The following is a 22,988-nucleotide window of genomic DNA, read 5'->3' as shown; positions in this document are numbered from 1 at the left end:
GTGCTTATGAAGGTAGAGTATTTAATTGCGGAAATAGGAAGTACTACTACCCTTGTTACGGCCTTTAATTTTAAAAATGGGGTAGAAGTGATTGGACAAGGAAAAGCCTTTACTTCTGTGCTACAAGGGGATGTGACCATTGGACTAAAAAGTGCAGTAAAGGAAATTGAGGATGCTTTAGGAGAAAAGCTAGAGTATGGTAGAATGCTTGCTACTAGCAGTGCTGCTGGGGGGCTAAAAATTACTGTTCATGGCTTAGTCCAAGATATGACAGTAAAGGCTGCCAGAGAAGCTGCCCTTGGTGCGGGTGGAATTATTAAGATGGTTACGGCAGGAAGGCTTAGAAAGTCTGACATAAAAAGGATAAGAGAAATTAGCCCAAACTTAATTATGATTGCAGGGGGAACAGACTACGGTGAAAGAGAAACTGCTCTTTACAATTCAGAGGTTTTAGCAGAAGCAGACCTTGGAATTCCTGTAGTTTACTGTGGTAATTGTGCAAATGTAGATGAAGTGAAGGAAATATTTGAAGGAAAAGAGCTTTATGTTATAGAGAATGTTTATCCTAGAGTGGATGAGTTAAATGTGGAACCAGCAAGAGCTATGATACAAGATGCTTTTGAGAAAAACATTGTAAAGGCTGGGGGCATGGACAAAATCAAAGAAATGGTGGATGGAGCAATAATGCCAACTCCTGGAGCCGTAATGGAAGCTACTAAGCTTTTATATGATGTCCTTGGAGATGTATTAGTTTTTGATGTTGGTGGAGCTACTACAGATGTACATTCAGTTACAGAGGGAAGTTTAGAAGTGTTAGACATCCTTGTAACTCCAGAACCTAAAGCAAAAAGAACTGTTGAAGGGGATCTTGGGGTTTATGTTAATAGATCTAACGTAATAGAACTTTTAACACACCATGAAACTGAAGGAAACTCAAGTGAATATATAGAAAATCAAATTAAGCCAATTCCAGCTACGGAAGAAGAGAGAAAGTGGAGTGGAGTTTTAACTAAAAAAGCTGTGGAAGTAGCAATCAGCAGGCATGTTGGATATATAAAAAGAGTCTATGGGGCAGGAAAGAATTTCTTAGCCTATGGAAAGGATTTATCCATGGTGAAATATATCGTGGGTACTGGTGGAGCTTTAACAAGACTTCCAAAGGGTGAAGAAACTCTTGAAGGAATAAAAGAAATTAAAGAGGATTTAACTATGTATCCAAGAGCGGAAGCCAAGGTGCTTATAGATAATATGTATATTATGGCCTGCGCAGGAGTTTTAAGTAGAGAAAATAAAGAAGCAGCAATTACTTTATTAAAGGAGAGTCTTAAGCTATGAAGAGGAGCTATCCATGTATAGAAGCTAATTTAAATAAGATAAAACACAATACATCAACAATTCTTGAAATATGCCAAAGACTAGGTATAGATGTGGTTGGAGTTACAAAGGTGTTTTGTGCACAAAAACCTATAGTTAACTCCATGATAGAAGGTGGATTAAAGGTTATAGGAGATTCTAGGCTTTCAAACCTAAAGAGAGTGAATGAAGCAAAGTGCGAAAAGCTTCTACTTAGAATTCCAATGGAAAGTGATGCCTCTTCAGTAGTAAAATATGCAGATATATCCTTAAACTCAGAGGTTGAAACAGTAAAAAAGCTATCAAAGGCAGCTAAAAGAGCAAGCAAGATTCATAAGATCATATTAATGATAGACTTAGGAGATTTAAGAGAGGGAGTTTTAGAATACGACGTTTTAGATGCGGCAAAAGAAATAAATAAACTTCCTAATATAGAGCTAGTAGGAGTAGGAACAAACTTAACCTGCTATGGTGGAGTATTGCCTGATGAAGAAAACCTAAGCAAGCTTATTGCAATTAAAGAGAAAATTGAGAGGGTTTTAGAAATAAAACTTCCAATTATATCAGGTGGAAACTCCAGCAGTCTTTATATGGTAATGGATAATACTATGCCAAAGGGAATTAATCAATTAAGACTTGGGGAGTCCATAGTACTAGGAAGAGAAACTGCCTATGGAAAGGAAGTTCCTAATGCCCATAAGGATTGCTTTGTTCTTAAAGGGGAAATCATAGAAATTAAAAATAAACCCTCTGTACCTACAGGGAAAATAGGGTTAGATGCCTTTGGAGAGGTTCCAAAGTTTGAGGATAGAGGAGTTATAAAAAGAGCAATTATTGCCCTTGGAAGACAGGATATTAAAGTAGATGGAATAACTCCTTTAGATAATGGAATTAGAGTCTTAGGTGCTAGCAGCGATCATCTAATTTTAGATGTAACTGAAAGTAAATATGACTATAGAGTTGGAGATGTAGTAGACTTTTATATGGACTATGGCTGCCTACTACAAGCTATGACCTCACCTTATGTAAGTAAATATTATGTAGGCTAACAATGGCTTTGATAAATAGGTAGTAATAAGGCTGTTGACAAGAGTATTTTGTCAGCAGTTTTATTTTTTTGACTGAAACTTTTAGCTTATAGGGCAGTGGTAAAACCATAGAAACTAATATATTATAATAAGTGAGAGAAGGTAAGGATTTTCGAAGAAAAGCTTTTACTTATTTGCTTATAAAATCCTAAGATAACCAAAAGAAGTTAGTGGGTATTTTAAATTTTAGCTTTGGTTATCTAATATTTTGAGTCAGTGTGGAGCTTCTTTCTTGAATAAAGAATTAGGTTATAAATAAAGAAATTTGTCTGTTAGTTAATGGAATATATTTTCCAGGAAATAAATTTCAACATATTTCCATTTATTTACATAGAACTCTATATATTTCCTGGGAAAACTGTGTATGTTAACAGAGAATGCTGCTTAAATTCCATGGTTTTTTAGGTGGGAATTTGTAGTATGCTGGAGTTAAGAATTGAAATCTTAACAGAAATCATGGAAATTACAAGGGTTTTTATGAGAAGTTTTCTATGACAGAAGAAAGTTAATGTTTATTAATGAAAATAAAATTAATGAGCAAAGCGTAATGGGGCAATAAGTAGGGGGGAAGAGAAAGATGAATATTGATGTGATAAATCAAGTAATAATATTGTTTTTAATGATGCTAGTAGGGGTTTATGCAACTAAAAGAGGGTTTATTACTAAGGAAGTGGAAAAAGGGCTAAGCAGTTTACTTCTTAATATAACCTTACCTTTTCTGATTGTCAGTACCTTCAACCTAGAATTTGACAGCAACTTACTAGATAGTGCAAAGAAAATTGTAATTTATTCCATAGTAATACACTTAGGACTATATACTTTAAGTAAACTACTTTTCTTTAAGGCTTCCAAGGAGAAACAGCCAGTATTAAGATTTATAACCACTTTTTCCAATGTGGGTTTTATGGGGTACCCAGTGCTTCAAAGTATCTTTGGAGATGTGGGTGTGTTTTATGGAGCAATCTTTAATATGGTGTTTAATGCTTTTGTGAGGACCTTAGGTGTATCCCTATATAGTGGCAAAAAGTCCTTGAAATCTTTTATACAAGTATTGAAAAATCCAGCTTTTATTGCTGTTTGCCTAGGATTAGTGTTGTTTATTTCTCCAGTTAAGTTACCAACTCCTATATATAAAACTCTTAAACTAATGGGAGATACAACTACACCGATATCAATGTTAATAGTAGGAGCTATGCTGTCGTCCGCCAACTTTAAGGAAGTGCTTTCTGATTGGACTATATATCTAGGTTCTTTTATATGCTTGATAGTTGCTCCCCTTTTAGTTTATTTAGTTATGACTACGTTAGGGTTAGATAGAGAACTTACAAGAGTGTGCGTCACAATAATTGCTATGCCAGGAGCAGTAATGGCACCAATAATCGCCTCAAAGTATGGAGGAAATGCAGAGTATGCATCCCAATGTGTATTTTTGAGCACAATACTTTCAGTAATTACAATACCATTAATAATAGTGACTTTATTATAACTGATGTTAAAAGGTTTATATTTGACCATCAGGGAAACCCAAAGTTATATAACAATTATTTTTAAAGCAAAGGCAAGTATTTATTTTAATGACAGGGATTGTCGTTTGTTATAAAATTTTAATATCAATCTAATAGAGGGTAATTTAATAGGAAAAATCTAAAATTAATTGCGAATTAAATATGAATAAAAGCAACTAAATATAAGCATTAAAATTATTTATAAGTATTGATATAATTCGCTTAACCATTTTATAAGTCATTTTGTAAAGAATTTAATTAGTGTAGAGAAAATCTACATTATAAATATAAGGAGTGAAAAAAATGAGTGCAAAATTTATTGAAAACTTAGAATTAGCAATGGAAAACCTACATAAAGTAGGAGCCTTTCTTACAGTTAAGGAAGGAGACAGAGTTAACACTATGACCATTAGCTGGGGAAACATAGGCTTTGAATGGAGAAGACCAATATTTACAGTACTAGTGAGAGAATCTAGATATACCTTCGACTTAATAGAAAAAGCAGAAAGCTTTACTGTAAGTGTTCCAGTAAACAATAACCTAAGAAAAGAGCTAGGCTTTTTCGGTTCAAAATCAGGAAGAGATATGGATAAGTTTAAAGAATTTAATTTAAAATTAGCACCTTCAAAAGCTGTGGAAACTCCAATAATCGGAGGAGAGGATATGGTTCACTACGAATGTAAGATAGTTTACAAACAAGCTATGGATCCAAGTCTTCTAAGCAAATCTATACAAGAAGAGTGTTATGATGAAGGGGATTACCATACAATTTACTATGGTGAAATAGTAGAGAGTTATAGAAGTTAAAATAAAATAATTATAGTATATTATAAAGTAAAAAGAGAGCTGACTTATTATTAATAAGGAGCTCTTTTATTTTAAATAAAAGTGAGTATTTATACCAATTTTTAATTTGAGAGAGTGATATTTTTGGTGAATTTATTCCTTTTATGTCCAAAAATATCCCTGTTATGTCAAACTGATTGATAAAATCGTTGATAAATGTAGAATAAGAACTAAAGATGCATCTTTTATAAATGTAAAAAAAAATAAAAAAATCGGGGGAGAATAGTAGTGAACAAGAATTTTAAAAAGATTATGGTAGCAACACTTATTTGCGGTAGTGTAATTACAAGTGCAATAGTAAGTAATGCTTATGCAGCAGGAAATGTTGGAGATACAGATTATATTTTTACTTTTCCAGCTAATACTATTGGATACAACTATACTGATATTAGAGAAAAGAAGGATTACACAAGTTCTTATATGAAATTAATGTCTATTTATGATGGCTCACCTAGATATGTAGCAAAAGTAGTTGATTCTGCTAGATATCCGTTTTCTAAATCATGGTATTATTATTTTTCTGATAATTTATATGAGGATGTTTTTCTTACAAACTACGCTGCAGAGGACAGAGGAACACCAGTAAATATAAGAATAGAAGCTAAAAGTGATCCAGTTTTCTATAATGCTTGGAAGGCTTCTGGAGTTTGGAGCCCTGACTCAGTTGGAGGAAACTAATTTTATAAGGATAATTGCTTTGCAGTTATCCTTATCTCTATATTTGAAGGAGAATTAAAATGTTAGGAATTGAATTTAAAAGAGCTTTAAGAAGAAATTCAGTAATGATAGTTTTGATAATTGGAGTTTTAATGGGGCTGTTAGAGGCTTTAAGTAATAATGTAATTAAATTGCCTAAAGATGATTTTTATAATTATCCTTTAGGAGTATATTCACAATGGTTTCTATTTAATATAAATATGTACACTGGTATCTTTAGCATTATATTTCCTTTACTAGGATCTATAGCATACTGTGATGCATATGTAGAGGATATAAAAAGTGGGTTTATAAAAAATATAATTACAAAGTATGATAAGTCTAAATATTTAATAACAAGGTTTTTTGTGAATTTTATTATTGGAGGGATTTGTGTATCACTTCCGCTGGTTGTTAATCTAGTAGCTTATTTACTTTTGATTCCAAGTATAGAACCAAATATATTTTTTGGAACTAACATAGTGTCGGGACATGGATTCTTACCTAATTTGTACTTTACTTATCCAATAGTTTATATTTTTCTAAGAATCGCAATTTTCTTTATGTATGGAGGTGCATTTGCATCTGTTGGATTGGCATTTGGAGTTTTAGTTAAAAACAGATATGTGGTTGTTATTATTCCATTTATTTCCTATATATTACTTGATATATTTTTTTCAACAATAAAAAAGTTTAATTTATCGCCAGTGGTATTTTTATTTCAAGATAAACCTTACAATCATATTATCCCTTCATTAGGACTTGTTATAACAGGTTTAGCATTTATGTTTTTTTTCTTTGGAGGAAGATACAATGAAATTGTATAGTTTAGCTAAAAAACATATAAAGAAATTGAAACTAATTAGATATTCATTATTATGGGTATTAGTATTAATATCAGTAATGATGATGTTCCAAAGTTTTAGTGGTAGAAAAATTCAAAATGTATCAGTGTTAGATTTAATATCAGATTTTGGAGGAGCAACAGGAACTTCAAATATGGCAATGTTTGTTTTCGTATTAACTCCTTTATTTGCTTTTATCATAATGAAAGCTATTGATAACAATGAAATGCCTATAAAAGTTATTAAAAATAAGCTAAAAGTTGGTGTTTGGAATGAAAATGTAATATTGTTATTAATTTTATCACTTATATTAGCAGCTATCATTATTTTTATTGGTTACTTATTTAGTGGTATTGTTTTAGGAAGTTATGAAAATAAATGGACAAGTGATGCAGGTACTTTTTATAAACTGTTAAAGGATAAAGAAAATTTTCTTTTATACTCAGAACATCTTACTACCATAAAAGTTTTAATTTTGTTGTTTATAACAAAATTCTTAGGATTATATGCGATTGGGTTACTAGTTGCACTATTAAAAGCAAAATATAATAGTAATTCAGCTATTTTAATACTTGTAACAATATTCGCGATAATTGATGGATACTATTCTAGAATTCCTTTAATATATCAAAAGACTGTAATTAGTATGGAAAACTGGAAAAAAGTAAGCAGTATTTTTGTTAATCAAACTTATTTATTATCACTATGCATATTAATTTACTTTTTAGGAAGGAAAGTTTACCAGAAAAAAGATTTTATAAATTAAAGGGGTAACAGCAAGTGAATAATACTAAAATATTAAGAAACATAGTTAAAAGAGATTTGCTTTATGGATTTAGCAAAAACAAAGGAAAGTATATAATTTTTGCACTATTGATTGTGTTAATAACTGTTGGAATGTGTAATTCCATTAAGAGCAATGAAGGCAATATAGTTGATTTGATTTTTTTAAATTATAGAGGTATAGGTTACTTAGATAATATTAAAGAATTAAATGCACTTCCTATTATATGGATAACTATAAATGTATTTGTAGCTTTTATTGTAGGTGATTTTGTAAGTGAAGATTTAAAAAGGAACTCAATATATGTTATAACAAGAACTAAAAGATTCAAGGAGTATTGGGTATCTAAGGTCTATTGGGTAGTAATAAATGTATTCTTTATATATTTAATTTTATTTACCACTACGTACTTTATTGGTAGATTATTTATAGAAGATTCAATAGTGTGGAGTAAATTATCTAATGATTTAATAAAAAGTATTTTAGTAAAGGAAGTTGTAGCAAGAAACTTCATTATAACTTTAATTATATTGTACTTTACTACCTCTGTAGCTATATCATTTTTACAGATTTACCTTACTATGTTTACTAAGTCAAATATAAGTTACTTAATAATAGTAATAGTAACATGCTTTTCAATTTTTATAGATAATCAGCTATTACCAGGTATACATTCTATGATATTAAAGCATGATTATTTTGATAATATTCATAATTTAACTTTGCTTAAATCTATACTATACAATATATCATTAACATTAATGTTTAGTTATTTAGGATATAGGAAAATTACTAAAAAAGATATTATTTAAAAGGATAGTGATTAATTATGAATGATAAGACTTATTTAAGTGTAAAAAATCTTACAAAGGAAATTAAAAATAATTTAATTTTGGATGATATAAACTTAGACTTAAATAAAGGAAAGATTTATGGGTTTAAAGGGAAAAATGGTTCAGGTAAAACAATGTTGTTTAGAGCAATTTGTGGATTGATAAATCCAACAAAGGGTGAAATACATATAGGGAATAAAAAACTAGGACAAGATATATCTTTTCCTGAAAGCGTTGGAGTTATAATTGAATATCCAGGCTTTTTACCTGATTTTACAGGAATTCAAAATTTAAAGATGCTAGCAGAACTTACTGGGAAAATAGGCGAAAAAGAAATAAGAGAAATGATTTTGGCTGTAGGGTTAAATCCAGATGATAAAAAGAAATTTAAAAAGTATTCGTTAGGAATGAAACAAAGGTTAGGCATTGCTCAGGCCCTAATGGAGGAACCAGACTTAATAATTTTAGATGAACCTACGAATGCTTTAGATTCAGAAGCAGTTGAACTAGTTAAGAATTTATTAATAAAAATGAAGGAAAAAAATAAATTAATACTTATAGCAAGTCATGATAAAGAGGATTTAGAGTTTCTTTCTGATGAGATATTTGCAATTGAATCAGGTAAAATTGTAGAGCATAGAGTTTTAAAGGAGGCAATAAATGAAAATAAAAACTAAGTATTTTATAATCTTGCTTTGTCTTATAGTTCTTTTTTGCTTTTATAGATACTACAAAGTTAATGAGAATGTTCCATCTAAATTCTCGATAGAATATAGTTCAGCTGAAGAAATAGTGAAGTGTGATAAGATACAATTTAAAATTATATCTTACAAGACCCAAGATGTTATTGTGGAAGAAAATGAGGGTATAGAGGGACAGAAGTCAATGATTAATGTAACAGTTGAAGCTGAAATAAAAAATACTAGCAATAATATCGAAAGTGCAGCAATGTTTATTGAAAGTTCTTTAGGTATTGGATATTATAAATATCAAACTAGTAAATGGGATTTTGATAAAAGTAAAATTAAAAATTTGAACCCAGAAGAAACTATAAATCTAAAAGCAATATATTCCGTTAAAAAAGATATATATGAAAGGAGCAATAAAAAGGCGATTTTATATATACCTACAAAACTTTATGAGAAAGAATTATTGGAAAAATATAAATTAGGTATAAGGTATGGAAAAGCGATAAAATTATAAAAAGTTGGTGATATAATTGAATATCAAAAAGTTAATAATATCAATAGGAATAACTTGTTTATTAGGAGTATTATTATTTTATAAGATTATATTAATAAATAAAGAGGATAATATTTTAGAGAATAGCTCATTAGAATCTCGTAAGGAACAGGCAGAAACAAATTTGAAACATCCTGAAAAGGAAACAATTCATGGTAAAATGCTAAATTCTATTGACTATTTCAAAAATTGTGAAGGAGAGTATGAAGAGGCTATAGGAAGCACGGATAATAAAAATATTGTAAAATATGCAATTGACGTGGAAAATCAAATGGGAATGTCATCAATATCTGAAAATAATTCAAAAGAAAGAACTGTTATATTTGCTAATAATAAAAAGTTAAATTTTGATGATAATAATAACACTTATAGAGAATTTGAGTGGAAGCCAGTTTCTAGAGATGAAAAAACAACGAAATTGAGTACAAGTCAGAGAGTTTCAGGACAATCATCTGGAAATCTTAAGAGACTTGATAGTGAATTTTTAGGGTATAGTTCACAAAGCTTATTAACAGAGTGGTCTACTTTATTAGCAAGATATAAGGATTGGGAGTTTGAAGAAACAAAACTTTTAGATTTAGATTGCTATAAGTTAACAGGTGTTATTGATAAGACTTTATCAGAAAGTCTTCAAGGGAAATTTGAAATGGTGGTTGAAAAGAGTACTGGTATTTTACTTGATTTTAAAAGCTATGATGAAAATGGCAACATAAAGTATTACCTGACCACAAAAAAAATAAATATAGATAAGGGTATAGATGCAAGTGTATTTAAAAAGGATAATTCTAAGTATCAGAAAATAGATAAAGTAAACACAAATAAATAAAGCTTAATAAATCAAAGGTAGCTATTTTAGAAAATGAGAATAGCTACCTTTGATTTATATTATATTAATCTGTCGGGAGAATAGTATTTTTATCTAAAGGGCAATTGATTCATTTCAGTTATATTCATTTCGGTATTGAGAATCCCATTAATAAAAAAAACATAGATTATGAGTGAAGATTTTAGTAGCTATTCTACTAATGAAGCCGCCTAAGGCTATTATTGCATGTAGCTTACATCTATAACATGTTTTTTTATTAAATAGACATCATTCATAAGAAACCTCTGGTTTAAAAGATTATAGAAGTGAGAGCTTCCAAATTTGCATACAGGTATTGGCATCTTATCAATAATTTTTAAGTTTTCATATTGGTAGCATAATGTATTTATTAGTTTAATTTTCTTCAACAACTTTAAATAAAGATTTCTAGCTCTGTAGAATCTAATTATTGAGCAAAATTTAGGAAATAAATTATTAAAATTCTTAGTAAAAAATCCAAGCCATGTTTTTTCGGAATCAATAGTAAGCAACTCATCAACTAATGAAATAGTAATAATCTTAATATCTGATAAGATAGCACTATCAATATTAAATATATGCTGGAGTTACCTTTTGGTAAATGTAACCAATTATAATAAAATGGAAAACAATAAAGTTGTTAAGATTATTTATTGCTATCTAGAATCCATGTTTCCATCTATATTGTTGAACTGGCGTTTTTCAATGATTAGAGTAACATGACAAGCTAGACTTTTCTACTAGCAAATAATTCTAGTTCATTTACTAGCACAGCAAGTTATATTAAGATTTTATTAAATAATTAGCAACATTCTTGCATTGTATGATAAAAGGATATTTCTTTTTTGCGGCGAATATAAAATATAGAACTGACGGACATTAAGAGGGGTAACTAACATGAATATTTTAATAGTAGAGGATGATAAGCTTCAAAGGGAAAATCTAAAAAGAATTTTGCAAGAAATAAGTAGGGATTTAAAGATATATGAAGCTGAAGATAAAGAAGGAGCATTGATAATAGGGGGGAAAGTTTTAATAGACCTTTTCTACATAGATATTCACTTGAAGAATTCTTCTGGAATAACTTTAGCCAAGGAACTTAGAAAAGATTGTAAATACGAATTATCATGGATTATATTCATCACAACTCATATGGGGTATATGATTGATGCCTTCAAGCAACTTCACTGCTACGATTATATTGAGAAACCTTATAATAAAGAAAAAATAATTGAACTCACTAATAAGTTTATTAGAAATAGAAAAGACATTAAGAAAATAAATAAAAAGTATGTAGTTTTTGACATAGAGCAAAGATTATCAATGAAAATTTATATTGAGGAAATTTTCTTCATAGAAATAAGGATTAAAACTTGCACAATTCATACTAAGAATGGAGCTTTTAAGATATCAGGCATGAGATTAAAGGAAATTTTAGAAAAGATCAATTGCGATTATATTATCCAGTGTCATAAGTCTTTTATTGTAAATACAAAAGAAATAAAAAAAATAGAAAAAGTAGGCTCTAAATCCTGGGAGATAGGCTTTCAAGGATATGATAAAAAGGCTTTGATAAGCTATAATTTTAAGGATCAGGTTTTTAAAATATTTAAAGAGAAATACAATAATTTTGTGTATTAGTGGGGTATTTATGGGTGTTATTGAGAGTTTTATAATAACGTTCACAGAGGTAATTTCAATAATGATTTTATGGAGTAATCTTACATCAAAAAAGATAAGTTTATCTAAGAATTTGCTAATACTAATTATCACTTCGTTGATAAATGCTGTAACTCAATTTAATTTTTATGCCAATACAATTTTAAGCTATTTGGCGCTTATATTATTAGTAAGTTACATTTATCATAGAACTATTGTTCAGGCTTTGCTAGAGTTTTTGTTTATTTTACTTATACTTATAGTTTTTCAAATTGTTGTTATATCACTATTTGGAATTTTTATTGTAATAGATATGGATAATTTTAACACTAGTCTAGGTATTAATATGTCAATTATATTTTTATCTTTCACCATTTGCAGGTATGTACCAGTATTCAATAGAAAACTAATAATTAAAATAGATAAAAAAATAATAACTTATTTCATTACTAATTTACTTGGGTATATTTTAGTGACTAAAGTTTTATGGGACTATGATAGTGATATAATCTTAAAAAACTGGATAAGTTTTGTTTTAATTCTTTCAACAATGTTTGTTATAAATACTATAATGTATTTTTATATTGTAAGAGTGGAACATGAAAGAAGAGAAACAGCAGTTAAAGCTAAATATGGAGAGGTTTTGAGAAGTATCACAGAGGAAATAAGAGAAAGACAGCATGATTTTAAGAATCACTTAAATATAATAAGGGGGCTTGTAGAATTAAATATTAGAAATGAGAATTCTTACAATGTTAAAAATTACATTAACAACTTAAGTAATTCTATGCAAAGTCTAGAAAACATGATATATATAGACAACTCGATACTTAGTGCTATAGTATACAGTAAGCTTCACGAAGCTAGCAAAATAAATATTAAATTTACATACATTATACAAAATTCATTGCTTGAAACATCCTTAAGGGATTATGAAGTAGTTGAAATTTTAACAAATATAATTGACAACGGTTTTGAGGCGTTAGAAAAGTATCCAGGTGAAAAATGTTTAACAGTAAAAACTTATTTTGAAGAAAATATGAATATTTTAGAAGTTAGTAATAGCGGTATTATTAAGGCTGAAGATATAAATAATATATTCAAAAGAGGCTTTACAACTAAAGGCAAGGTTGGAAGGGGGCTTGGACTTTACAATGTGAAAAAGATAGTTGAAGGAAATGGAGGAAGGGTTCAACTATCTTTAGAAGATAATAAGACGGTATTTAAGTTATTTATCCAGTAAACTTTTGGGAGGTTTAACTTCACCAATGAGTCCAAGACTCGTTGAGGTGGATATAACTCCTGCTAGTGCAATTAAACAAACACTAAACATATTAATTAGTGATTTAGAAGGTTTTAAAAACTTAAAAAATTTCATATAAAAACACCTTTCTTAACATATAATAATTGAAGTGATTGTAGTAAAATAGTAAAAATACCACAGTTTAAATAACATATATCGTTTGTAAAAAACAATAATACAATTGTCCAAAATATTGCAAAGAAGACGGCGAGTACTTTAAGAACTTGCCTTCTTTTTTTTGATTTTATTGGTCTATAAGGATTCGGGTAGGGTGATTTTGTTATTATAACTGATAGATTAAACAAGCTTATCAAATAATAAATACCTATACTTATCTTTGGTATGATTGGTGCAACAATGGATGTAGCAATAAAAAGTAAGGTTGTCCACAATAGGCAGCCAAGAAAAGTTTTTGAATGAAGTCCTCCAGAGAAAATTCTAATGGAAAGTAAAATAATCATTGAGAAATTAAAGTATCTTAACTTTCCTAAAATCGAAAACAAAGTCAATAGAATTATAATCTTGAAAGCTTCGTTTAAAATAGTTTCAATAGCATAGTTAATTTTTTCTAAGTCATCTGAATTTGTAAAGTCACTATTACTTCTTATATAATTTGTTAAAGTACATGCTAGTCTATTTATCACATTGATCTCCCCTATCCACACTAATATAATAAATATCACATTTAAATTTATAAGTAAACACTATAGATATGAAAGGGAAGAAAATAGACATGAAAGGAATTATAAATTCAATATTCTCTTTAATATTACAATTATTGTTGTTCACATTTTTAGTTTTACACAAATTCCAATGAACATAATTAAAGCTAAAATGAAAAGAATAGAAATAGTTAGGCATGCTCGGATTATCAAACCGTAACTTAAGTTGACCTAGCAATGGATAGGATTTTAAAAAATGTAGGCAAAAAAATGAATATTTTTTTAACAGAACAAGTTTATAAAGTTGATACCTATTTTCAGAGTTATTGTAACTGAAACCCTAGTATTTATGGGAACTACAATTAGTTATAAGTCATAAGTTTAATAAAGGTAAGATTTTTGCAACCTTTATTAGGGCCAAATTTTGCAAAAAGTATTAACTGTTTGTAAAATTCTGAAAATTTACTGAAAATTTATGTAAAATAAGATAGTATATTAATACAGTATACAGGTTGTAGGCTGCATTAATATACTCTTTTCATATTAATTTAAGGTTAAGATACATATAAAAATTTTAGCAACAGATCTTATATAAATCATTTCACTTTTCAATCAATATTTTTAGTAATCTAATACCATGGAAAACTGAATAAAAATTAAACTGGGGGGATATTATGAGGAGTTTTTGGGGGATAATTCCACGATACATTATTAAGAATAAGAAGCGGATTGTATTTATGGGTATTGGTATAGTGCTGTCAGTAGCATTAATAGTTTCTTTAAGTATAATACAAGAATCTGTTAACAAAACATCCTATGAAAGGATGGTTGACGATGCAGGAGGCATCTATGATATTTCATTTTTTACAAGAGATTATGAGAGATTTGAGGAGTTAAAGACTGATTCAGCAGTTGAGAAAATGTCTATAGTTGCTAAACTTGGTGAGTATAGAATTCCGAATTCTAAAGTTACTATGGATATTAAAGCCTATGATGAAAACATTACAGAATTTTTAAATTTTAATCTAACAGAGGGAAGATATCCTGAAAAAGGAAATGAAATTGCTTTAGAGCAGTGGGTATTAGATGCATTTCCTCAAAAATTTAAAATAGGAGATACCATGAAGCTTCCACATACTGTAGAATATAGAACTTTGGATGGAGAGAGGCTTCAAGAGGAGATAGAAAGTAATTTTGTTCTAGTTGGAACTTTTAAGTATACGGCTAACCAGTTGAGTAATAAAAATACAGCAAATGCTTATATAACTAAGAAATTTCTTAATGGAGTTTTAAAGAATGAGAATCTAGAATATGAAGGTTATATAATGATAAATCCTATAAGTTCTGTGACAGATACTGCAATGCAGCTAGCAGCAACAAATAATTATTCTAAAATATTCTTTAATGAAAATAGTGTTAAAACTTCCACTATACAATATGGGAAAGTCTTTGAATTAATTTTTAAGGTGTTGTTTATTATCATTGGAGTTGTAGCAAGTATTATCATTTTCAATGTGTTTAATATATCCATAACTGAAAGAACAAAAGAATTTGGAATGCTAAGAGCTATTGGAGCTTCACCACTTAGAATTAAAGCCATTGTACTAGGAGAAGGCATAACCTTAGGTATGATATTTATTCCAATAGGAATATTTTTAGGAAGCCTAGCAGTTAGAACTGTTATGATGCTTTCTTCAGCATCGAGGGATTTAAATGGGTTATTTCATATCCCTAAGGCCGGTATAACTGCGGCCTTAGTAGTTGGATTTTTATCAATTATTATAGGAGTGTATTTCCCAGCTGTAAAGGCATCAAGAATTTCTCCTATGGAAGCTATAAGTTCTAACAACAATCTAAATTTAAAGGGAAGAAAAATTAAAAGTTCACTTGAAGGCAATGGAATATTAAGAAAAAGATTTAAATTTCCAGCCAATATGGCATACATGAACATAAATAGAAATAAGAAAAGGTTTATAACTACAGTAGCTTCTCTATCTATAACTATAATCATGTTAAGCTGTGTAAATTATTTGATAGGTTCTGCTGATCCTATTGCTAGCTTTAAAAAAGGTTTTCCTGGTGACTTTGTATTATTATCTTCTGGCAGTTCAAAAGATTATGGCTTAACTGAAAAAGATATAGATAAGCTTTCTAAAATTGAAGGAATCGAGAGAATTTCAACTGAGAGAAGTGTTTTTTCAACTGTAGATGTTCCAGCAGAAAGTGTTACTAGCAAAGGTTTAAAATTTGTAGCGGCAAGCAGTAATAGAACCCCTTATTTAAAAGAGTTGTTTAATAAAAAACAATATTTCTTTCAAACCACTACTTTAGGGTACACTCCTCAGGAGCTTGAAAAATTAAAACCAGGATTAATAGAAGGAAATATAGATATAAACCAGATGAAGGAAAAGCAGTTAGCTATAGTGGCTCAAGATTTAAATTATAGAGATTATACTAATATTAAAGTTGGGGACCGAATCAAAATAAGTTATCCAATTTATGATGAAAAAGGAAATCATGTTAGAGACTCAAAGGAAGTATTTGAAGTAGGGGCTGTGGTTAAAGAAGATGTGATAAAACCATTTGATGCCAGTGCAAGTCTTATGTTTGTAGTAAGCGAAGATGTAATGAAAAACAATTTAAACATTGATAATTACCAGCAAGCAAATATTGTCTTAAGCAGGAATGCAAACTATGAACAGGTAGAAAAAGAAATAAGAGATACCATGAAGCTTTCTAGAGATTTAACAATAAAATCTTTTAAAGAAGAACTTAAAACGACTAAAGAGAATAATATTAAGCTATCTATGACACTATATAGTTTTGTTTTTATTGTGGCAATAGTAAGTGTAATCAACTTGATAAATATAATGTACATGAATGTAATAATCAGGAATAAAGAAATAGGAATGATGAGAGCCTTAGGCTTTGGTAGTGATGAGGTTAGAGCTATGATAAAACATGAAGGAATGTTTTATGGCATTGCAGCTAGTATAGTAGGAATAACCTTAGGAATGTTTTTAACCTATGTAATTTATATTAAAGGAAGAGGAGTAATAAAAGCAGATATGGCATGGAGTTTTCCTACCTTAGAGGTAGCAGTAGTATTTGTTATTACTACTTTTATTACAGTTATAGCAGCCATCTTGCCTTCAAGAAAGCTTTTTACATCTAGTGTTATTGACTCCATAAGAGGAATAGAATAAAAGTAGTTTATTTAAAAAAATGAATATTTTGTTTATACATGAGTACAAATATTTTTAGGCTTCAAAGATGAATAGAGTAAATTTTCATCTTTGAAGCCAATAAAATATCTTTAATAAAACAATCTTCGTGGAGAAATAATTAGGGGGAGATTTTATGGAATTATTAAGAACAAAACGACTAACAAAAACCTATGGAATTAAGGAAACGGAAGTTAAGGCACTTAAACCAACAGATATATCTATTGAAAAAGGAGAATTTACAGCAATAGTAGGTCCTAGTGGTTCAGGGAAAAGTACCTTACTACATCTTTTAGCAGGTCTTGATAAGCCTTCTGCTGGACAAGTTTTTATAAATGATACAGATATTTATTCCATGGGGGAAAAAGAATTATCCAGATTTAGAAGAAGAAATATAGGATTTATATTTCAATTTTTCAACCTAATTCCAATATTATCTGTAGAGGAAAATATTAAACTACCACTATTAATGGATGGTAAAAAAGTTGATGAAGCTTATATAAATGAAATCATGGAAACCTTAGATATTAAAAATAGGAAAACTCATTTACCAGGAGAAATTTCAGGAGGGCAACAGCAAAGAACCTCTATTGCAAGAGCTCTTGCTAATAAGCCTTCAATCATATTTGCAGACGAGCCTACAGGAAACTTAGACAGCAAAAATAGTAATGAGGTTTTAGATTTGCTTACTATGTCCATAAAAAAATATAATCAAACCTTGGTTATGATAACCCATGATCCTAATATTGCAGCTCGTGCAGATAGAGTTATAACCATAGCTGACGGCATAATTGTGGATGACAAGAGGACTAAAGCATAAAGAAATATTATTAAAGATGTTTAATTGTAAAGGGGGATAACATGGGTACTGTATTAGAAGTGAAAGATATCCATAAGAGTTTAGGGGGAAGAAAGATTATTAAAGGGGTTACCTTTGAGGTTAAAGAAGGGGAGATATTTGGGTTTTTAGGAGCTAATGGAGCTGGTAAGACCACTACCATAAGAATGCTTGTAGGGCTAATAAAGCCTGATAGTGGAAGCATTACAATTATGGGACATGATATTCAAAAGGATTTAGTAAAAGCTCTTAGACAAGTAGGAGCTATTGTTGAGAACCCAGACTTATATAAGGATTTAACAGGAAGGGAGAACCTTAAGGTTTTTGCTAGAATGTATGGAAAGGTGTCTAAGGAAAAAATAGAAGAAGTTATAGACACAATAGGTTTAAAGGAAAGAATTGATGATAAAGTAAAAAAATATTCCCTGGGAATGAAACAGCGTCTAGGTTTAGGCCAAGCACTTCTTTGTAGCCCTAAGCTTCTCATTTTAGATGAACCAACTAATGGACTAGACCCAGTGGGAATTTATGAATTTAGAAATATAGTTAGAAAATTAGCTCGTGAAAATAATACAGCAGTGTTTATTTCTTCTCATATTTTGGCTGAAATAGAGCAAATTTGTGATAGAGTAGCCTTTGTTCAAAGTGGAACCATAAGTGCTGTGGAGGAGCTAAGCAATCTTACAAAGGAAGATACTTTAGATAGAATCTCCATAGTAACCCATGAAAGAGATAAATGTAAAAAAGAACTTACAAAACTTCCTTTTGTTCATGAAATAGAAGAAAGAGACAGAGATATACTCCTTACTGTAGATAAGGATAGTCTTGCAAATATAATGGAAAAAATTTTAGAAAAAAAGATTTATATAGAGGGAATACAAAAAACTCATGATAATTTAGAGGAAAGATTTATGAAGATGGTTGAAGGAGGTAAGGAAGATGTGGGCCTTGGTAGAAAATGAAGTTCTTAAGTTCCTTCGAGGCAAGAAGTTTTTAATCTTCCTACTATCTTTAATCTTAGTGTTTGTTTATGGAGGATTTTCAGTTTATCATGAGGCTAATGAAAAAAGACCAGAAAACCTTATGGATTCTAATAATAAAACCATAGCAGTTCTAAATGAAAGTATAAGATATGACAACTTTCAAGGGGACAAAAATGAATTATTAAAAAATATAGAGAATCTAGAAAGACAAAATGAAGTTTATCAAAAAGAAATTTCTAATATGTTTAAGGATAAGGAGGAATACATTAAAGGAAAAATTGCTATCCTAGAAAATCAAAAGAAGTATGCAGAAGCTGAAAAAAATACAATTTTAGAAGAAGAAGCTACAGGCAAACTTCAGTACTATAATTATTTTTCTAGTAGTGATTTAACTCCTAAAAGAGATTATGAAGTAAGCGCTTTTGAAGATATTTCAAAAGTCATCAGCAAAGTAAGTATTATACTAATCCCTATATTAATTGTTTTTGCAGCCAGTGATTTAGTTTCTGGAGAATATGATGCCTCAACTATTAAAATGCTGCTAGCAAAGCCCGTATCAAGAGGGAAAATAATTTGTTCTAAGTTTATAAGTTCAATTTTAATCATTATAACAACCTTAACCTTAATAGAGTTAATTACCTTTTTAGTTTTAGGTTTTTCCACAAACTTTAGAAGTTATAATTCGCCTATGTTAATTGGAACAAAGTACGCTATGGTAAATGAAGAAGTTGGTGCAGTACTTGGAAGTACCTACCTTATAGAAGCTTGGAAGGTTATAGGTATAACCTTTATAGTACAAATAGCCTTTATCATATGCTCTGTAGCTTTTGCCTTGCTGTTATCCACTATATTTAAAACTACAGTAACCTCTTTAGGTATTGGCACAATCACGGTTGCAATAATATCACTACTTATATTCTTTATGCCTTTCCCTTTCATGAAGGAGATTTATCCTTTGATATTCATATCCTATAGCAGCACCTTAGAAATTCTAACAGGAGCCTTAAATAGAAATCTTGGAGGAAGTAATATATCAATTTCCTTAGGTTTAATTGTGTTAGCTATTTGGGCAGTTTCTTGCTTTACAGCTTCCTATAAAATCTTTACTAAAGAAGATGTATTAACTTAAGGAGGGGATAGTATGGGTGGATTAGTAATAAATGAGCTGAAAAAGATGGTTAGTAAGAAGCGATTTTTTATAGTGCTTACTATTATGGTTATTGCCACAGCACTTTTTTCAAGTGTTTCATGGAGTGGTTTAAAAGATGATAAATTTCCACTATATCCAGAGGTAAAAAGTATAAAACATCAAATAGCATTCACAAGCAGTAGAAGGGATAAAGCTAAGCTAATTGATAAGAAAAGTAGTAATGAAAAAAATGAAGCTGTAGTAGAAAGTTTAAACAGACAGTTAGAGATTTTAGGAGAACAAAAAGATTTATTATTAGAATTTGAGAAAGTAGGAAGTGACTGGAGAAGTATTTTGAAAAAAGATATTGCCCTTGTGGAAAAGAAGAAGGGCTTTGCAGAAAGTGAAGGAGATAAAAATGTTATAGAAGATATAAACAAGGAACTTATTTATAAGAAGTTTTTATTAGAGAAGGATGTAAAATATACGAGCAAACCTGCAGCCAGTGCTTTTTATAACCTTCCATCAATTTTATATTACAATCAAAGAGTGTTTTTATTACTAATTATATCAATTTTAATATTAGATATAGTTTCTGGGGAACAAGAAGCATCTACAATCAAAGTGCTTTTAACTAAGCCAGTATCAAGAGCAAAGGTTTTGTTATCAAAGTTTATTGCAATTACAATAGCTAGTAATGGGGTAGTTCTTGCTGTACAAGGATTAGCATTTTTATTCTTCGGGATATTTTTTACCTTTGGTAATCATAATACTCCATTTGTTAAAGGCACTAAGTATTGCATAGACTATGCACTAATAAATGAAGGAAGGCGAGGAATTTCGCCAGTGATAGGGAGCAGTACTGTAGTACCAGCTTGGGAAATGATTCTTCAACTGCTTCTCTTACAAATACTAATAATTACGGCTTGTGCTGCATTTTGCTTATTGATTTCAACAATATTTAAGTCAAATGTACCAACGGTAGGGGTTGGAATGCTATTTTTCATAGCAAATTGGTTAGCAGGATTCAACGTTGTGTTTTCACCAAATCAAGGGACAAGAACCACCTTACTTGAAAAAGTAATGCCCTACTTTTTTGGAACTTACTACGATTTGTTTGCACTTTCAACAGGGAAGTCTTCGGAAATGCTATTAAACCCTATAGTTACAACTTCCTTATTTGTATTAGTATGTTTTGCATGGATAGTAGTTTGTTATGGTGTAGCTCACATGATTTTCACAAAAAGAGATGTACTCTAATTTTCGAAATATAGGATTTTTATGGTTCTGTTAAAAACAACCTATGAGGAGAATAATGACCTCTAGCATTATTGAGGACATAAGAACCATTAATTAGTAAAAAAATAAGGTTTCTTTTTAAGATTAGGACTTTAGTTTAATAGTTAATAATGCTTATTATAGTTAAAATAAAAGGCAATATGGAATTGTTACTAAAAGATTAAGGTGATGTGTGCCTTGGTCTTTTTTTTTATTTTCTTAATAAATTCAACATAAAATTCACAAAAAGTAAGCGTGTTTAATTTTAATTTTATTTATATAAATAATTTATCTATAAAATTTTAAAATAATTGTTAGAAAATGTTGAATTATTACTCATTATGTATTAAACTTAGTTAATGTATTAACAAGGTCGTAAAATACGTATAGTGTTATAGAATACGTTTACGATTTTTGTGAATTTTAGGACAAGTTTTAGTTTGACTTCTAAGGAGGATAATCATGAGTAAAAATTTAGAACCCTTAAATAATGAGGGGAAATTAAAAAGGGAGCTTGGGCTTGGGGCTGCTACAGCAATTGTAGTTGGAAACATCATTGGTTCTGGTATTTTTATGTCACCAGCAAGCTTTGCAAGGGTAACAAATCCAAAAGTATCTATGATAGCATGGATAATAACTGCTTTAGGATCTTTATTAATTGCACTTAGCTTTGCAAATCTTGGATCTAAAATGCCTAAAACTGGGGGACCTATTGTTTATACTAGAGCTGCTTTTGGGGATTTTGCAGGATTTTTAATAGGTTGGTCATTTTGGATTGGATCTTGGGTTGGAAACTGCGCAATTATAACTGCTTTTATGAGCTATTTTACATATTTTGTACCAGCAGCTAAATCACCAGGTATTGCATTTTTAGTTTGTACCACAGTAGTGTGGCTTTTCACTGCTATAAATATTTATGGAGTTAAATATGTGGGTAAAATTGGGGTTATTTCTACTGTATTAAAAGTTGGGGTACTTGTTGTTTTCATAGTAATTGCAGCAATAAACTTTGACCCAAGCTATTTAAGCACAGTATCTAGTGAAGAATTAGTTGGAATGAATACGTTACCTTCTGCTATAGCAATAGCTCTTTGGGCCTTTGTAGGACTTGAAAGTGCTACAGTAGCTGGAGGAGAAATTAAGAATCCTGAGAAAAATATTAAAAAGAGTACTGTATACGGGATTTTGATTGTATCAGCAATTTATATTTTTATGAGCTTTGTGGCTATGGGAGCTATGGATCAAGCTACACTAGCTAAGTCAGAAGCACCACTTGCAGATATTATAAATAGTGCTACTGGAGCAAATTGGGGAGGAAACTTCATTGCCTTTGGTGCATTAATATCTACTCTAGGAGCAACCTCAGGATGGTTTTTAACTACTGCTAGAAGTGCAGTTGGTGCAGCAGAGGATGGATTATTCCCGGAAATATTTAAGAAAATTAGTCCTAAGTACAGTACGCCTACGGCAGCGTTAATCATAGGAAGTATTTGTATGAACCTATTACTTGTACTTAACTATGTAAGTACTTTACAAAAGGCTTTTGATTTTATGATATTACTTGCTACACTTTCTTTCCTTCCAGCATACACTTTCTGTGCAGCAGCAGAAATAGTGCTACTATTTAAAGGAGATAAGAACTTTAATTTTCCTAGCTTTTTAAAGAATTCTTTCTTCTCAATCCTTGGATTTGGATATTCTATTTATGCAATCTACGGAACTGGAGCAGAAACAGTTATGTACGGATTTATACTAATGTTAGTAGGAATACCTGTTTATGTGTATATGATGCTTCAAAAAAATAAAACTGATAAATCAGTAGATAAATTAAGAGAATCAGCAGGAATAGATTTATAAAAAATACCCGATGCAATTG

20 protein-coding genes are annotated in these 22,988 nt (G+C 29.9%); 19 read left to right on the top strand and 1 reads right to left on the bottom strand.

The window, feature by feature from the left end; all coding sequences use genetic code 11:
- Positions 1–6: 6 nt before the first annotated feature.
- The 13 genes from C661_RS0107100 (at position 7) to C661_RS0107040 (ending at position 12,938) form a co-directional block, all read left to right on the top strand.
- Entirely contained in the window at positions 7–1,335 is a 1,329-nt protein-coding gene (locus C661_RS0107100) for a GlmL-related ornithine degradation protein (RefSeq protein WP_017414628.1), read from the top strand.
- Positions 1,332–2,402 carry an ornithine racemase Orr gene (orr, locus tag C661_RS0107095; protein ID WP_017414627.1) on the top strand — a complete coding sequence of 357 codons (1,071 nt, stop codon included), beginning with the start codon at positions 1,332–1,334 and terminating at the stop codon, positions 2,400–2,402. The genes C661_RS0107100 and orr overlap by 4 nt, the downstream gene beginning before the upstream one ends.
- A 616-nt stretch (positions 2,403–3,018) precedes the next feature.
- Complete coding sequence (locus C661_RS0107090) at positions 3,019–3,927, top strand: AEC family transporter (protein WP_017414626.1); 909 nt, start codon at positions 3,019–3,021, stop codon at positions 3,925–3,927.
- Between the two features lie 322 nt (positions 3,928–4,249).
- On the top strand, positions 4,250–4,753 hold the full coding sequence (locus C661_RS0107085) for a flavin reductase family protein (RefSeq protein ID WP_017414625.1): 504 nt from the start codon (positions 4,250–4,252) through the stop codon (positions 4,751–4,753).
- A gap of 267 nt (positions 4,754–5,020) precedes the next feature.
- Complete coding sequence (locus C661_RS0107080) at positions 5,021–5,470, top strand: DUF2712 domain-containing protein (RefSeq protein ID WP_017414624.1); 450 nt, start codon at positions 5,021–5,023, stop codon at positions 5,468–5,470.
- Between the two features lie 59 nt (positions 5,471–5,529).
- On the top strand, positions 5,530–6,315 hold the full coding sequence (locus tag C661_RS0107075) for a hypothetical protein (RefSeq protein WP_017414623.1): 786 nt from the start codon (positions 5,530–5,532) through the stop codon (positions 6,313–6,315).
- Entirely contained in the window at positions 6,302–7,099 is a 798-nt protein-coding gene (locus C661_RS0107070; protein WP_017414622.1) for a hypothetical protein, read from the top strand. The genes C661_RS0107075 and C661_RS0107070 overlap by 14 nt, the downstream gene beginning before the upstream one ends.
- 14 nt (positions 7,100–7,113) lie before the next feature.
- Positions 7,114–7,929 carry a DUF2705 family protein gene (locus C661_RS0107065; RefSeq protein WP_017414621.1) on the top strand — a complete coding sequence of 272 codons (816 nt, stop codon included), beginning with the start codon at positions 7,114–7,116 and terminating at the stop codon, positions 7,927–7,929.
- 17 nt (positions 7,930–7,946) lie between these two features.
- Positions 7,947–8,627, top strand: a complete 681-nt coding sequence (locus tag C661_RS0107060; RefSeq protein ID WP_017414620.1) for an ABC transporter ATP-binding protein — start codon at positions 7,947–7,949, stop codon at positions 8,625–8,627.
- The gene (locus tag C661_RS0107055) at positions 8,611–9,153 is read left to right on the top strand and encodes a hypothetical protein (RefSeq protein ID WP_017414619.1); all 543 of its coding nucleotides are present in this window, start codon (positions 8,611–8,613) and stop codon (positions 9,151–9,153) included. The genes C661_RS0107060 and C661_RS0107055 overlap by 17 nt, the downstream gene beginning before the upstream one ends.
- 16 nt (positions 9,154–9,169) lie before the next feature.
- The gene (locus tag C661_RS21455) at positions 9,170–10,018 is read left to right on the top strand and encodes a hypothetical protein (protein ID WP_017414618.1); all 849 of its coding nucleotides are present in this window, start codon (positions 9,170–9,172) and stop codon (positions 10,016–10,018) included.
- Positions 10,019–10,933: 915 nt separating this feature from the next.
- Positions 10,934–11,677, top strand: a complete 744-nt coding sequence (locus C661_RS0107045; RefSeq protein ID WP_017414617.1) for a LytR/AlgR family response regulator transcription factor — start codon at positions 10,934–10,936, stop codon at positions 11,675–11,677.
- Positions 11,678–11,687: 10 nt separating this feature from the next.
- Entirely contained in the window at positions 11,688–12,938 is a 1,251-nt protein-coding gene (locus tag C661_RS0107040) for a sensor histidine kinase (protein ID WP_017414616.1), read from the top strand.
- A gap of 131 nt (positions 12,939–13,069) precedes the next feature.
- Here C661_RS0107040 and C661_RS0107030 read toward each other — a convergent pair whose 3' ends face one another.
- Complete coding sequence (locus tag C661_RS0107030) at positions 13,070–13,642, bottom strand: accessory gene regulator ArgB-like protein (RefSeq protein ID WP_017414614.1); 573 nt, start codon at positions 13,640–13,642, stop codon at positions 13,070–13,072.
- Between the two features lie 692 nt (positions 13,643–14,334).
- On the opposite strand from C661_RS0107030, the gene C661_RS0107025 reads away from it, so the two are divergent.
- The 6 genes from C661_RS0107025 to C661_RS0107000 all read left to right on the top strand — a co-directional run bounded on the left by C661_RS0107025 (position 14,335) and on the right by C661_RS0107000 (position 22,969).
- Positions 14,335–16,866, top strand: coding sequence for an ABC transporter permease (locus C661_RS0107025; RefSeq protein ID WP_017414613.1), 2,532 nt, complete (start codon positions 14,335–14,337; stop codon positions 16,864–16,866).
- Positions 16,867–17,020: 154 nt separating this feature from the next.
- Entirely contained in the window at positions 17,021–17,704 is a 684-nt protein-coding gene (locus tag C661_RS0107020) for an ABC transporter ATP-binding protein (RefSeq protein ID WP_017414612.1), read from the top strand.
- Positions 17,705–17,745: 41 nt separating this feature from the next.
- The gene (locus tag C661_RS0107015) at positions 17,746–18,684 is read left to right on the top strand and encodes an ABC transporter ATP-binding protein (RefSeq protein WP_017414611.1); all 939 of its coding nucleotides are present in this window, start codon (positions 17,746–17,748) and stop codon (positions 18,682–18,684) included.
- Positions 18,662–19,834: a DUF2705 family protein gene (locus C661_RS0107010; RefSeq protein ID WP_017414610.1), complete on the top strand. Its 1,173-nt coding sequence runs from the start codon at positions 18,662–18,664 to the stop codon at positions 19,832–19,834. The genes C661_RS0107015 and C661_RS0107010 overlap by 23 nt, the downstream gene beginning before the upstream one ends.
- A gap of 12 nt (positions 19,835–19,846) precedes the next feature.
- Positions 19,847–21,094: a DUF2705 family protein gene (locus C661_RS0107005; protein ID WP_017414609.1), complete on the top strand. Its 1,248-nt coding sequence runs from the start codon at positions 19,847–19,849 to the stop codon at positions 21,092–21,094.
- Positions 21,095–21,574: 480 nt separating this feature from the next.
- Positions 21,575–22,969, top strand: coding sequence for an APC family permease (locus C661_RS0107000; protein WP_017414608.1), 1,395 nt, complete (start codon positions 21,575–21,577; stop codon positions 22,967–22,969).
- Positions 22,970–22,988 lie beyond the last annotated feature (19 nt).

Origin of the sequence: Clostridium tunisiense TJ (genome assembly GCF_000300195.1) — a bacterium.
Classification (GTDB): domain Bacteria; phylum Bacillota; class Clostridia; order Clostridiales; family Clostridiaceae; genus Clostridium_J; species Clostridium_J tunisiense.
This window is presented reverse-complemented; position numbering and strand designations above follow the sequence as displayed.

Coding starts and splice junctions, on each gene's coding strand:
- C661_RS0107100 (WP_017414628.1), top strand. CDS start 7: ATGAAGGTAGAGTATTTAATTGCGGAAATAGGAAGTACTACTACCCTT.
- orr (WP_017414627.1), top strand. CDS start 1,332: ATGAAGAGGAGCTATCCATGTATAGAAGCTAATTTAAATAAGATAAAA.
- C661_RS0107090 (WP_017414626.1), top strand. CDS start 3,019: ATGAATATTGATGTGATAAATCAAGTAATAATATTGTTTTTAATGATG.
- C661_RS0107085 (WP_017414625.1), top strand. CDS start 4,250: ATGAGTGCAAAATTTATTGAAAACTTAGAATTAGCAATGGAAAACCTA.
- C661_RS0107075 (WP_017414623.1), top strand. CDS start 5,530: ATGTTAGGAATTGAATTTAAAAGAGCTTTAAGAAGAAATTCAGTAATG.
- C661_RS0107070 (WP_017414622.1), top strand. CDS start 6,302: ATGAAATTGTATAGTTTAGCTAAAAAACATATAAAGAAATTGAAACTA.
- C661_RS0107060 (WP_017414620.1), top strand. CDS start 7,947: ATGAATGATAAGACTTATTTAAGTGTAAAAAATCTTACAAAGGAAATT.
- C661_RS0107055 (WP_017414619.1), top strand. CDS start 8,611: ATGAAAATAAAAACTAAGTATTTTATAATCTTGCTTTGTCTTATAGTT.
- C661_RS0107045 (WP_017414617.1), top strand. CDS start 10,934: ATGAATATTTTAATAGTAGAGGATGATAAGCTTCAAAGGGAAAATCTA.
- C661_RS0107040 (WP_017414616.1), top strand. CDS start 11,688: ATGGGTGTTATTGAGAGTTTTATAATAACGTTCACAGAGGTAATTTCA.
- C661_RS0107025 (WP_017414613.1), top strand. CDS start 14,335: ATGAGGAGTTTTTGGGGGATAATTCCACGATACATTATTAAGAATAAG.
- C661_RS0107020 (WP_017414612.1), top strand. CDS start 17,021: ATGGAATTATTAAGAACAAAACGACTAACAAAAACCTATGGAATTAAG.
- C661_RS0107015 (WP_017414611.1), top strand. CDS start 17,746: ATGGGTACTGTATTAGAAGTGAAAGATATCCATAAGAGTTTAGGGGGA.
- C661_RS0107010 (WP_017414610.1), top strand. CDS start 18,662: ATGTGGGCCTTGGTAGAAAATGAAGTTCTTAAGTTCCTTCGAGGCAAG.
- C661_RS0107005 (WP_017414609.1), top strand. CDS start 19,847: ATGGGTGGATTAGTAATAAATGAGCTGAAAAAGATGGTTAGTAAGAAG.
- C661_RS0107000 (WP_017414608.1), top strand. CDS start 21,575: ATGAGTAAAAATTTAGAACCCTTAAATAATGAGGGGAAATTAAAAAGG.